General features: G+C 53.8%; 11 protein-coding genes and 2 pseudogenes. 3 read left to right on the top strand and 10 right to left on the bottom strand.

The genetic code is table 11. The annotated features are described in order from the left end of the window. Positions 1 to 9: 9 nt before the first annotated feature. From rplV to rplC, 6 genes are read right to left on the bottom strand one after another with little or no spacing between them, the layout of a single operon-like run. Positions 10 to 339: a 50S ribosomal protein L22 gene (gene rplV, locus A7P97_RS01840; RefSeq protein WP_064083613.1), complete on the bottom strand. Its 330-nt coding sequence runs from the start codon at positions 337 to 339 to the stop codon at positions 10 to 12. Between the two features lie 8 nt (positions 340 to 347). After that, a complete protein-coding gene (gene rpsS / locus A7P97_RS01835) occupies positions 348 to 623 on the bottom strand; it encodes a 30S ribosomal protein S19 (RefSeq protein ID WP_003823801.1) in 276 nt (91 codons plus the stop codon). Between the two features lie 5 nt (positions 624 to 628). Then, positions 629 to 1,462, bottom strand: coding sequence for a 50S ribosomal protein L2 (gene rplB, locus A7P97_RS01830; RefSeq protein ID WP_003823800.1), 834 nt, complete (start codon positions 1,460 to 1,462; stop codon positions 629 to 631). A 5-nt stretch (positions 1,463 to 1,467) separates the two neighbouring features. After that, complete coding sequence (rplW, locus tag A7P97_RS01825; protein ID WP_185737533.1) at positions 1,468 to 1,782, bottom strand: 50S ribosomal protein L23; 315 nt, start codon at positions 1,780 to 1,782, stop codon at positions 1,468 to 1,470. Then, positions 1,779 to 2,399, bottom strand: a complete 621-nt coding sequence (gene rplD / locus A7P97_RS01820; protein WP_067530151.1) for a 50S ribosomal protein L4 — start codon at positions 2,397 to 2,399, stop codon at positions 1,779 to 1,781. Before rplD ends, rplW begins: the two co-directional genes overlap by 4 nt. Beyond that, positions 2,399 to 3,043, bottom strand: a complete 645-nt coding sequence (gene rplC, locus A7P97_RS01815; RefSeq protein WP_067442691.1) for a 50S ribosomal protein L3 — start codon at positions 3,041 to 3,043, stop codon at positions 2,399 to 2,401. Before rplC ends, rplD begins: the two co-directional genes overlap by 1 nt. A 328-nt stretch (positions 3,044 to 3,371) precedes the next feature. Here rplC and A7P97_RS09555 point away from each other — a divergent pair. Then, a pseudogene (locus A7P97_RS09555) lies at positions 3,372 to 4,104 on the top strand (class II glutamine amidotransferase); the annotation flags it as partial. A 386-nt stretch (positions 4,105 to 4,490) separates the two neighbouring features. After that, the gene (gene lysS / locus A7P97_RS01800) at positions 4,491 to 6,011 is read left to right on the top strand and encodes a lysine--tRNA ligase (RefSeq protein WP_067530148.1); all 1,521 of its coding nucleotides are present in this window, start codon (positions 4,491 to 4,493) and stop codon (positions 6,009 to 6,011) included. A 73-nt stretch (positions 6,012 to 6,084) separates the two neighbouring features. Here the strand turns inward: lysS and secA are convergent, their stop codons facing one another. After that, positions 6,085 to 8,829: a preprotein translocase subunit SecA gene (secA, locus tag A7P97_RS01795; protein WP_067530147.1), complete on the bottom strand. Its 2,745-nt coding sequence runs from the start codon at positions 8,827 to 8,829 to the stop codon at positions 6,085 to 6,087. Between the two features lie 313 nt (positions 8,830 to 9,142). Between secA and A7P97_RS01785 the strand changes: the two genes are divergently transcribed. After that, on the top strand, positions 9,143 to 9,610 hold the full coding sequence (locus A7P97_RS01785; RefSeq protein WP_067530146.1) for a DciA family protein: 468 nt from the start codon (positions 9,143 to 9,145) through the stop codon (positions 9,608 to 9,610). A 45-nt stretch (positions 9,611 to 9,655) separates the two neighbouring features. Here A7P97_RS01785 and A7P97_RS09950 read toward each other — a convergent pair. The 3 genes and pseudogenes from A7P97_RS09950 to mnmE form a co-directional block, all read right to left on the bottom strand. Then, positions 9,656 to 9,778 (bottom strand): annotated as a pseudogene (locus A7P97_RS09950) (IS5/IS1182 family transposase); the annotation flags it as partial. A gap of 79 nt (positions 9,779 to 9,857) precedes the next feature. Next, positions 9,858 to 10,946, bottom strand: a complete 1,089-nt coding sequence (bioB, locus tag A7P97_RS01780) for a biotin synthase BioB (protein WP_082887565.1) — start codon at positions 10,944 to 10,946, stop codon at positions 9,858 to 9,860. 237 nt (positions 10,947 to 11,183) lie between these two features. After that, the gene (gene mnmE / locus A7P97_RS01775) at positions 11,184 to 12,551 is read right to left on the bottom strand and encodes a tRNA uridine-5-carboxymethylaminomethyl(34) synthesis GTPase MnmE (protein WP_067530145.1); all 1,368 of its coding nucleotides are present in this window, start codon (positions 12,549 to 12,551) and stop codon (positions 11,184 to 11,186) included. Positions 12,552 to 12,782 lie beyond the last annotated feature (231 nt).

Raw genomic sequence — 12,782 nt, 5'->3', positions numbered from 1 at the left:
AGCTTTTCCTTAGTTTCCTACTGTCACATTAATATGACACGTTTGTTTTTCAATACGGTTGCCACGACCTTTTGCCCGGGCACGGAATCGTTTTAAGCTCGGCCCCTTGTCCACAAAAATCGTTACAACTTTAAGCTCATCAATGTCAGCGCCTTCGTTATGCTCAGCATTAGCGATAGCAGACTCTAATACCTTTTTAATCAGCTCAGCACCTTTCTTTGTGCTAAATGCCAAAATATTAAGAGCTTGCTCTACCTCTTTGCCTCGAATTAAATCAGCAACTAACCGGGCTTTTTGAGCAGAAATACGGGCATTTTTATGTTGTGCAGATACTCTCATAATTCACCTTATTTCTGAGCCTTTTTATCAGCCAAGTGTCCTTTAAAAGTACGAGTAAGCGCAAACTCACCCAACTTATGGCCAACCATATTATCGCTAATAAACACAGGCACATGAGTGCGGCCATTATGTACCGCAATAGTCAACCCAATAAAATCGGGGAGAATTGTTGAGCGGCGAGACCATGTTTTAATAGGACGCTTATCATTACCGGCGCGAGCAGCATCAACCTTTTTCAGCAGGTGCAGGTCGACATATGGACCTTTTTTCAATGAACGAGCCATATCAATTAACCTTTATTTGAATAGCGGCGACGAACAATCATATTATCCGTACGCTTATTATTACGAGTTCGGTAACCCTTAGCCGGAGTACCCCATGGGCTGACAGGCTCACGAGCCTCACCGGTACGACCCTCACCACCACCATGTGGGTGATCCACAGGGTTCATTACCACACCGCGAACGGTCGGACGAATACCACGCCAGCGATTAGCACCAGCTTTACCAATTTTCTTCAGACTTTGCTCTTCATTACCAACTTCGCCAACAGTGGCACGGCAATCGATATGGATCTTACGCACCTCACCTGAACGCAGACGAACTTGAGCGTAAACACCTTCTTTAGCCAGCAAAACCGCGGAAGCACCAGCCGAACGAGCAATCTGAGCACCTTTGCCAGGTTTCATCTCAATACAGTGGATGGTGGTACCAACCGGAATATTACGAATCGGCAAAGCATTACCAACTTTGATTGCAGCTTCTGCGCCAGAAACCAACACGGCACCCGCTTGGATACCGCGAGGAGCAATAATATAACGGCGCTCACCATCAGCGTAGCAAAGCAGCGCAATGAAAGCAGTACGGTTCGGATCGTACTCAATACGCTCAACTTTCGCAGGAATATTATCCTTATCGCGTTTAAAATCTACTACGCGGTAGTGATGTTTATGCCCACCACCTTTATGACGAGTAGTGATATGACCGTTATGGTTGCGGCCAGCGATAGAGTTTTTCTTCTCCACCAGCGGCGCATAAGGAGCACCCTTATGCAGACCCTCTGCAACCACGCGAACCATGCCGCGGCGGCCTGCAGAAGTCGGCTTCATTTTTACAATAGCCATAATATTTATTCCTTATCTGCAGTTGCTGCAACAGATTCCAAATTCAGCTCTTGCCCAGCAGCCAAGCTGACATAGGCCTTCTTCACGCTACTGCGACGACCCAAAGAGCGGCCAAAACGCTTTACCTTGCCCTTAACCGCAACTGTAGTCACAGAGGCTACCTGAACACCAAACAACAATTCAACAGCAGCTTTAACTTCTGCCTTGGTTGCATCAGGCAACACTTTAAAAGTCATCTGGTTGCGTTTCTCAGCCAACAAATTGCTCTTTTCAGAAACAACAGGAGCCAAAATTACTTTCATCAAACGTTGTTGATTCATACCCATTGCTCCTCAAGTTGTGCAACCGCTTCCTTAGTTACCACTACTTTTTTATAGCGAAGCAAGCTGTACGGATCAATCTGCTGAGCTTCCAGAACCAACACATTTGGCAGGTTGCGTGAAGACAGATATACGTTTTCGTCCAGCTGATTGGTAACAAACAAAACCTGCTCCATACCCAAATTTTTCACTTGCTCAGCAAAAGCTTTGGTTTTAGGAGTGGCAACAGACAGCTCTTCAATCACAAACAAGCGCTCATCACGCACCAACTGGGACAAAATAGTCGCCATACCGGAGCGGTACATCTTACGATTAACCTTCTGAGTAAAGTTTTCATCGGGTTTGTTTGGAAACGCACGACCACCCCCTCTCCACAACGGAGAGGAAGACATACCAGCACGAGCACGACCTGTGCCCTTCTGACGCCACGGCTTTTTGGTGGAGTGTTTTACTTCAGCACGAGTCAGCTGTGCACGGTTACCAGAACGGGCATTTGCCAAAAAAGCAGTAACCAGCTGGTGGACCAATGCCTCGTTATACTCACGGGCAAACAGCGCATCGGAAGCAGCAAGGCTACCTGAAACCTGGCCTTTAGCATCAATTACTTTTAATTCCATTACGCACCTACTTTCATGCTGGGGCGAACAACCACATCACCATTGGCGGCACCGGGAACCGCACCCTTAACCAACAGCAGATTGCGTTCCGCATCCACACGAACCACTTCCAAACGCTGCACGGTCGCAGTGGTATTACCATACTGGCCAGCCATGCGTTTACCCGGGAACACACGACCCGGATCTTGGTTCATACCGATAGAACCAGGAACACGGTGAGAACGGGAGTTACCGTGAGAAGCACGTTGCGCACCAAAGTTATGGCGCTTGATAGTACCGGCAAAGCCCTTTCCTTTAGAGGTGCCGGTTACATCCACAAACTGGCCAGCCTCAAAAATAGCAACAGTTACTTCGTCGCCCACTTTCAATTCAGCCAATTTTTCTTCAGTCAAAGCAAACTCATGCAAACCACGACCTGCCTCAACACCTGCTTTCGCAAAGTGGCCGGCTTCCGCCTTGTTTACACGATTGACTTTCTTCTGACCAAAGGTAACCTGAACAGCAAAATAGCCGTCGGTATCTTTGGATTTTACTTGAGTGACGCGATTAGGAGACATTTCCAACACGGTTACCGGCACGGAAACACCTTGCTCAGTAAACACGCGAGTCATGCCCACCTTTCGCCCAACCAGACCTAAAGTCATGATTCTTCCTTATATAACAACGGGTCCGCTACGATTGGCCGACCTTTTGGACAAAACAAAAACTTGGCCAAAAATGCCAAGATACTAACTATACTATATTTTCACCAAAACTTTCAAGTAGAAACTTTGCCTTAATCCCACACAGTAAGGCTACCTGAAATTAATGCATGCCTTCCAAATGCAAGCATATAACCACGCGTTATATCGACATGGCAACAGAACAGGTTTCAGGTAGCCTCAAGGCCGTTGTTAAAATAACCATAGCAGCACAACGCCTGCCAGTTTCACCAACTAATCTCGTGGAACTCATCATGTACAGCTTAGAGGCATGAACTGCAACACCTCAACCGACATCGTTTTCTCCTTTGAAGGATTCCGCTTGTGCGGCGGGCCTGCCGACCGACACGCCGACAGCCTCGGCATCGGCTTCTTCGAAAACAAAGGCGTGCGCATATTCCACGACGACAAGCCCTGCGCCAACTCGCCGATGGCCGAGTTTGTGGTAAAAACCTACCAAATCAAATCCACCAACGTCATCGCCCACATCCGCAAGGCTACCCAAGACAGCGTCGGCCTGGCCAACACCCACCCCTTCATCCGCGAAATATTGGGCAAATACTGGCTGTTTGCCCACAACGGCCACCTTGGTGGTTTCCAACCTAAAGAAGGCAAATACTACCGCCCCGTTCGGCAGCACTGACTCCGAACGTGTTTTCTGCTTTATATTAACTGGAGCAACTACACAGCCGTTTTGAGCACAAACTGCCGATGGGCAGACTATTTACCGAAGTGGCCACATTCACCGCCCAAATCCGCCACCACGAATTATTCAATTTCATGCTGTCCAACAGAGAAATCCTGTTTGCCCACGCCAACACTCTGCTGTATTACATCATCCGTATCATCATTACATCATCCGTATCATCCGTCCCCCCCTTCGGCGAAGCGCACCTTATCGACAACGACGTAACTGTAGATTTCGCCGCGGCGACTACGCCCGCGACTGCGTGACCATTATTGTCACACAACCCCTGACCGCCAACGAACCCTGGACGCGGATGCCCCGATAACCCGCTCTACCTCAGCCAGCAAAAGGCTTGGCTATCGCCCGCGCTGCCGATATGGCCGCATAAATCCTTTTGCGCCGCAATAATCTAGTTGTTCTGCAGACAGATTGTTTTCATTATTGTCACACCTCAAGCATTAACACTTGAAAAAATTTTGATTTACCCGCTTGACATACACCTCGCCTTTCCTTTACTTTACAGCCATGCCTTTGCGTAAAGCTGTGAGGTTTGCCGCAAATGAATGTACAAACATTGATCCTCGTCAACCTCGCGGTAAGGGCGATTGATGCAACGGCATCTTCAGAAATGAAGTTCTTCAACCACAGAGACAGACCGTCTGCCCGAGACCGCTGCTTCTCATTAATATATGGATGGATATCATGAATGAATCTCAACATACCGACACCCCCCAATTAGACGAAAGTCAGGTCATGGCAGTTCGTCGCGAGAAATTGGCAGAAATCCGCAAGCATGGCGTAGCATTCCCGAACGACTTCCGCCGCAATGCTTTTGCTGGTGACCTGCAGAGCCAATACGGCGAACTGTCTAAGGAAGAGTTGGAAGAAAAGAACGTAACTGTCAAGGTGGCCGGCCGCATGATGCTGCAACGCGATATGGGTAAGGCCAGCTTCGCCACCCTGCAAGACGTTTCCGGTCAAATCCAGCTCTACGTAAATGACCAAGGTGTTGGTGAGAAGATTCACGAAGAGTTCAAGCACTGGGACTTGGGCGACATCCTCGGCGCAGAAGGCGTGCTGTTTAAAACCAACCACGGCGAGCTGACTGTACGCGTAAGCCAAATCCGTCTGCTGGCCAAAGCACTGCGCCCCCTGCCCGACAAAGTGCACGGCCTGAAAGACCAGGAAACCCGCTACCGCCAGCGTTATGCTGATTTGATCGTGAATGCCGAATCACGCGAGATCTTCAGAAAACGTGCTCGCATTATCCAGACTATCCGCAACTTCATGATCGGTGAAAAATATCTGGAAGTGGAAACCCCGATGATGCACCCGATTGCCGGTGGCGCAGCAGCTCGTCCGTTTGTTACCCACCACAACGCTCTGGACATTCCGCTGTTTATGCGCATCGCTCCTGAGCTCTATCTGAAACGATTGACTGTTGGCGGCTTCGAGCGCGTGTTTGAAATCAACCGCAACTTCCGCAATGAAGGCGTGTCTGCCCGCCACAACCCCGAGTTCACCATGATGGAGTTCTACGAAGCATTCTGCGACTACCACCGCATGATGGACATGACCGAAGGCGTGATCCGCGCTTGCGCCAAAGAGGTTTGCGGCAGCCTGCACGTTCCCTACAACGGTAAAGAAGTGGATTTGGAAAAACGCTTTGACCGCCTCACCATCGTGGACGCGATCAAAAAATACAATCCGCAATACACCGACGAGCAGCTGAACGACGAAGAATGGCTGAAAAAAGAAGTGGTGAAACACGGCGAAGACCTGCCTGCCGCCCCCGGCATCGGCAGCCTGCAGCTGGCCTTGTTTGAAGGCTGTGCCGAAGGCAAGCTGTGGAACCCCACCTTCATCATCGACTATCCGGTTGAAGTGTCTCCCCTGGCCCGCGCTTCCGATACCAATCCGAAGCTCACCGAACGTTTCGAGCTGTTTGCAGTAGGCCGCGAACTGGCCAACGGCTACTCAGAGTTGAACGACCCGGAAGACCAAGCTGCACGCTTCAAATCGCAAGTGGCACAGAAAGAAGCCGGCGACGACGAAGCCATGAACTACGACGCCGACTACATCCGCGCCATGGAATACGGCCTGCCGCCCACCGGCGGTTGCGGTATCGGTATCGACCGCTTGGTAATGTTGCTGACCAACGCCCCGAGCATCCGCGACGTTATCCTGTTCCCGCATATGCGTCCGGAAGAAGGCCAGAACTAATCCTTCAGGCTTAATCAAAGGCTACCTGAAATTTCAGGTAGCCTTTATTTTTACCTAGTTTAAACAGAGTAGTTTAGTCCAGTTTGCCGTGGCATTGTTTGTAGCGTAGACCGCTGCCGCAAGGGCAGGGGTCGTTGCGGTGTACCATTTGGCCGCGGGCAGTAAGGGCTTCGGGGCTGAAGTCGTCCTCGGCAAAATCAGCGGCTTCGGCAGTACTGCCATTAACAGCCAAGTAGCTGATATCCGGCGCTGGAGCATGGTTTTCTTGATAGGCCATTTGCACGGGAGCACTTTCCTTGGCCACCGGCTCATTCTGCTCGAAACGCACTTGCGACAGGAGCCTGGCGGTTTCGCCGCGAATGCTCTGCCACAGGTTTTGGAACATCTCGAAAGATTCCATTTTGTATTCCTGCTTCGGATTCTTCTGGGCATAGCCACGCAGGTGTATGCCTTGGCGCAGGTAGTCCATAGCGGAGAGGTGTTCACGCCATTGGCTATCCATCACTTGCAGGAAGATATTGCGTTCGAACTGATGCATCAACCCGGCGCCTACCATATCGGTTTTGGCGGCGTAGTCATCTTGTGCCAGTTTCCAAGCGCGCTCTTTCACATCTTGGTTGTCAAGAGTGGGGTCTTGCTTTAGCCACTCGGTAACCGGGGCGTGAATGTGGAAGTCGGCAAACAACTGTTTCTCCAGCGCCACCAAATCCCACTGCTCTTCGATGCTGTCGGCGGGCATATACAAATCAACCAAGTTGTCGAGCGCTTCTTTGCGCATCTCGGTCATCATGGCGGAGTTGTCTTCAGTCTCCAGCACTTCATTGCGGCGGCTGTAGATAACCTTGCGCTGGTCGTTGGCCACGTCGTCGTATTCCAACACCTGTTTGCGCATATCGAAGTTGCGGCCTTCCACTTTGCGCTGGGCGCTTTCAATCTGACGGGTGAGCAGATTGGCTTCAATCGGCACACCACGTTCCGGCGCCAGTTTATCGAGCAAGGCAGCGTGGCGGTCGAGCGCGAAGAGGCGCAGCAGCGGGTCTTCAAACGAGAGATAGAAGCGGCTGGAGCCGATGTCACCCTGACGACCTGAACGGCCGCGCAACTGGTTGTCGATACGGCGGCTTTCGTGGCGCTCGGTGCCGACGATGTGCAGGCCGCCGGCAGCGATTACGCGGTCGTGCTCTTCCTGCCAGCCGTCTTCCAACTCTTTAATGCGGGCGGCTTTTTCTTCTTCGCTCAAATCGGGATTGTTGCGGATGATGTGGCTGAGATGTTTCACGTTGCCGCCGAGCACGATGTCGGTACCGCGGCCGGCCATATTGGTGGCCACGGTAATCATACCGGTTTTGCCGGCCTGCGCCACGATGTCGGCTTCGCGGGCGTGCTCTTTGGCGTTCAAAACGTTGTGTGCCAAGCCGGCGCGGGAGAGCATATTAGACACCAGCTCGGAGTTTTCGATGCTGGTGGTGCCCACCAGAATGGGCTGTCCTTTGGCATGGCGCTCTTTAATGTCGGCCACCACGGCTTCGAATTTTTCTTCGGCGGTGCGGAACACTTGGTCGTTGAAGTCTTTGCGGATCATCGGCCGGTTGGTGGGGATGATCACGGTTTCCAAGCCGTAGATGTTTTGGAACTCATAGGCTTCGGTGTCGGCAGTACCGGTCATGCCGGAGAGTTTGCTGTAGAGGCGGAAGTAGTTTTGGAAGGTAATGGAAGCCAAGGTTTGGTTTTCTTGGCGGATTTCCACGCCTTCTTTGGCTTCCACGGCCTGATGCAGGCCTTCCGACCAACGGCGGCCGGTCATCAGGCGGCCGGTGAATTCGTCCACAATCACGATTTCGCCGTCTTGCACCACATAGTGTTCGTCCAAATTAAACAGGCTGTGGGCGCGCAAAGCGGCCATCAGGTGGTGCATCAGGGCGATATTGGCGGTGGAGTAGAGCGAATCGCCTTCCTGCAGCAAACCCATTTTGGTGAGGATTTGCTCGGCATGTTCATGGCCGGCTTCGCTGAGCAATACGGTGCGGTTTTTCTCATCCACCCAATAATCGCCCTCGCCCTCTTCTTCTTTTTGGCGCACCAGTTGGGCGGGTACTTTATTCATCACCAAATACAAATCGGTATTATCGTCGGCCTGGCCGGAGATGATGAGCGGGGTACGGGCTTCGTCGATGAGGATGGAGTCCACTTCGTCCACCACGGCGAAGTTCAGCTCGCGCTGCACTTTGTCGCTCAGCTGGTGCACCATATTGTCGCGCAGGTAGTCGAAGCCGAATTCGTTGTTGGTACCGTAGGTGATGTCGGCGTTATAGGCTTCGTGCTTGGCGGCCTGATCCATATTGGCCACAATCACGCCCACTTTCATGCCGAGGAAGTTGTAGAGCGGGCCCATGATATCGGCATCGCGGGCGGCGAGGTAGTCGTTTACCGTTACCACGTGCACGCCTTTACCGGCGAGCGCGTTCAGATACACAGCCAGCGTGGCTACCAGGGTTTTGCCTTCGCCGGTGCGCATTTCGGCGATTTTGCCTTGGTGCAACACCATGCCGCCGATGAGCTGCACATCAAAATGGCGCATGCCCAGTGTGCGGCGGGAAGCTTCGCGGCACACGGCAAAAGCTTCTTCCAAAATGTCGTCCAAGGTTTCGCCCTTGGCGAGCCGTTGTTTGAATTCTGCGGTTTTGGCTTGCAGCGCCGCATCGTCGAGCTGCTGGATATCTTTTTCCATGCCGTTGATGCGTACCACGGATTTGCGGTATTGTTTCAGAAGCCTGTCGTTGCGGCTGCCGAACACTTTTTTGGCCAGTGAAGTAATCATAAAATATTTAATCCCTTATGCGGTATTGCTGTTGCCCCGTGTGCTCGATTCAAACCGCGGCGGCATTCGCCTGCCGGCTTATTCCGGTTCAAATCTAATCCACTGCGATAGTAAAATAACGGGTAATTCTAGCATAATCAAACCTGTTCGCGCTTGGGAATATGGCTCGCCCTGGCAGGATTTCAAGCGCATCGGGCAGGCTTTTTTATCGGCAGCGGCAGTTTGCCTGTTTTCAGGTAGCCTCTTGATGAGGTTTTTAGGTGTATCCTGCCTGCTTTGCCGTTGCCCAACCCCACTTTTCAGGTAGCCTTTCATGTCCGACCTCAACCGCCTCAACCCCGGCCGCCACAGCCTGCACAGCCGCGACAGCCTCAGCCGCGGCGAATCGCGGTTGCACGACCTGATTATGCAGGCCGAGAGCTGGCGGCATACCGCCCAAGCACTGGAAGCACGGCTGCCAGCCGAGCTGCAACAACATTGTCAGGCAGTACGGGTGCGCGAAGGGGTTTTGGTTTGGTATGCAAGCAACAATATGGCGGCGGCACGGCTGCGGATGCTCGCGGCGGGGCTGCTGCCGGCCTGGCGTGCGGTGTGCCCGGAAGTGCGCGAAGTGCAGGTGAAAATCAGCCCGCCGGAACAGGAACGGCCGAAAGAGAAACAAGCCAAACTGAGCCGCACCGCCGCCGAACAATGCTTGGCCGCAGCGGACGATTTGGCGCACCACCCGGAGCTGGCGGCGGCGCTGCGGCATTTGGCAAGACATGCGGAGGGAAACGAATAAGGCTGCTATCGGTTGGCAGACAATGGCAGCCAATATTTTTCAGGTAGCCTCCCTACATATATATAGTGGATTAACTTTAAACCAGTACGGCGTTGCCTCGCCTTGCCGTACTATCTGTACTTTCTGCGGCTTCGTCGCCTTGTCCTGATTTAAATTTAATCCACTATAAAAACAGCATGACGCAACATCATGCTGTTTTTTATTTTCCACTTCAGGCTACCTGAAAAGGCTACCTGAAATCTGAAACTCAATGCGCACAGCCGCAATGTCCGCCGCCGCAACCGCCGGCTGTGTGGTGGTTTTCAGGTAGCCTTTCCGCCGCCTCGCCGGGTTCGGCATGATAATCCAGCGGCACCAAATCCAGCTTGGCCATCAGTAGGCGGTCGCCGTCTTCATTGGGGTTTTCCGTGGTTAAGAGCTTGTCGCCGTAAAAAATCGAGTTCGCGCCTGCCATAAAACACATCGCCTGCATGGATTCGGGCATATTGCTGCGCCCGGCGGAAAGGCGCACGAAACTGTGCGGCATGGTAATCCGCGCCACGGCAATGGTGCGGACAAACTCCGTCCAATCCAAATCTTCGGCATCGGCCAGCGGCGTGCCTTCCACTTTCACCAGCTGGTTAATCGGCACGCTTTCCGGCTGTGGGTCGAGGTTGGCGAGGCTGGCAATTAGTCCGGCGCGCTCGGCACGGGTTTCGTTCATGCCCACAATGCCGCCGCAGCAGATTTTCAGGCCGGCATTGCGCACTTTGCCCAAGGTGTCCATTCGGTCTTCGTGTTTGCGGGTGTGGATGATGTCGTTGTATCGCTCGGGGTCGGTGTCGAGGTTGTGGTTGTAGTAGTCCAGGCCGGCTTTTTTGAAGTCTTCCGCCATGCCGTCTTCGAGCATACCGAACGTGCCGCAGGTTTCCATGCCCAACCCCTTCACGGCTTTGATGATTTCGGACACCACGGCCACATCTTTCGGCTTCGGCCCGCGCCATGCCGCACCCATGCAGAAACGGCTGGCACCGCGCGATTTGGCGATTTTGGCTTTTTCCACGATTTCGCCCACATCCATCATCTGCTCTTTGCCCAGATTGGTATTGTGGTGCGCCGATTGCGGGCAGTAGGCGCAATCTTCGGGGCAGCCGCCGGTTTTGATGGAAAGCAGGGTGGAAAGCTGGATTTCGCGCGGGTTGAAATTTTGGCGGTGGATTTCGGCGGCACGGAATACGAGGTCGAGAAAGGGCAGCCCGAACAGGGCTTCGACATCGCATTTTTTCCAATACTGCGCGGTGGGATGCGGCTTCGGCTCGGTTTGACGGCGCAAAGCCACCGGGGAGAGGGTGGTCATAGGCGTGTTCCTTCAATAAGAGTTTGCGGCGGCGCAATGTCGCCGACGGGCAAAGCCGGGTCGCAATGTCCGCGGCCTGCCCTGACTGGTCGGAAGCTTTATTCCGAAGGCGGCAAGTGTAGCCAAAAACCAAACGGCAGACTACCTGAAACATTCAAATCCCGTTTCAGGTAGCCTTTTCATTACAGCATTCAGGAAACAAGCCCGCACGTACGGTTTATTCGCCTTCCAACCGCTCTATTTGCCGATACAGAAGCGGCTGAAAATCACGCCCAGGAGGTCGTCGGCGTTGAATTCGCCGGTGATGGTGTTGCAGGCGTCTTGCGCCAAGCGCAAGTGTTCGGCGAAGAGTTCGAGCCGGTGGCGGCCGCACAGGGCGGCGAGTTCGAGCTCGGTTTGGGCGGCTTCCAGCGCGCGCAGGTGGCGGCTGCGGGCGAGAAACAGGCTTTCGCTTTCGCCCTGCCAGCCGATTTGCCGCAGCAGCGCCTGTTTGAGCAAATCGAGCCCGGCGCCGTTTTTGGCGGAAAGTTTGATCAGAGTGTCGGCGCCGCTGGGTTGGCCGCTTTGCTCGCAGCTTTCCGCTGCTTCGCCGCTGAGGTCGATTTTATTGCGGATTTCAATACGTTTGAGCCCGGGCGGCAGCTGAGCGAGGATTTTACAGGTAGCCTCGTTCAGCCCTTCGTTCGGGTCGATGAGAATCAAGGCCACATCGGCCTGCTGCACGGCTTGGCGGCTGCGCTCGATGCCGATTTGCTCCACCGGGTCGGTGGTATCGCGCAGGCCGGCGGTGTCGATGATGTGTACGGGGATACCTTCGAGCGTAATCTGCTCGCGCACGGTGTCGCGGGTGGTGCCGGCAATGTCGGTAACGATGGCCACGTCCTCGCCGGCCAAAGCGTTGAGTAGGCTGGATTTGCCTACATTGGGCGCGCCCACCAGCACCACGTTCATGCCTTCGCGCAAAATCGCGCCCTGCTCGGCTTGGGCAAGCACTCGGGCAAGGCGCTCCTGCAAGGCGGCAAGGCGCTCATCCACTTTGGCTTCGGCCAGGAAATCGATGTCTTCTTCAGGGAAATCCAGGGTGGCTTCCACCAGCATGCGCAGGGTGATGAGTTCGTCCACCAGCTCGTGAATCTGCTGGGAAAACGCGCCTTTGAGCGAGCGCACGGCCAGGCGGGCGGCGGATTGGCTGGCGGCATCGATAAGGTCGGCCACGCTTTCAGCCTGCGCCAAATCGAGCTTGCCGTTTAAGAAGGCGCGTTTGGTGAATTCGCCCGGCTCGGCCGGCTGCGCGCCCAGCTCGAAGCAACGTTGCAGCAGCATTTGCAACACCACACGCCCGCCGTGGCCGTGCAGCTCGATCACGTCTTCGCCGGTGAAGCTGGCGGGCGCGGGGAAATAGAGCAGAAGGCCGTTGTCGATGGCTTCGCCTGCAGCATCGACAAAATCGGTATGGAGCGCACGGCGCGGCTGCGGGGTTTTGCCGCCGCTGATTTGCTGCGCCAGCGGCAACAGCTGCCTGCCGGAAAGCCGGATAACGCCCACCCCGCCCTGCCCGGCGGCAGTGGCAATGGCGGCGATGGTGGAAGTGGATGGCGATGACATAAGGCTACCTGAAACCGTAAAAATAAAAAGCAATATAACACAACCACAAAAGGCTACCTGAAAACTTGAAACACGGTTTTCAGGTAGCCTTTTATATGATGGGGCTTATTCGTCTTCGTCCTCTTCCTCGTCGCCCAAATCCACTTCCTCAAGCGGAATCACCCGGGTGCGGTAGCGCAGTTTGTGGTAGAGGTAGAAACCGAAGAATATGGGCAGGCCCATATAGGTCAC

It is taken from the genome of Eikenella sp. NML070372, from assembly GCF_001648415.1.
Classification (GTDB): Bacteria; Pseudomonadota; Gammaproteobacteria; order Burkholderiales; family Neisseriaceae; genus Eikenella; species Eikenella exigua.
Note: the sequence above shows the minus strand (reverse complement) of the source record. Positions and strands in the feature narration are given on the sequence as shown.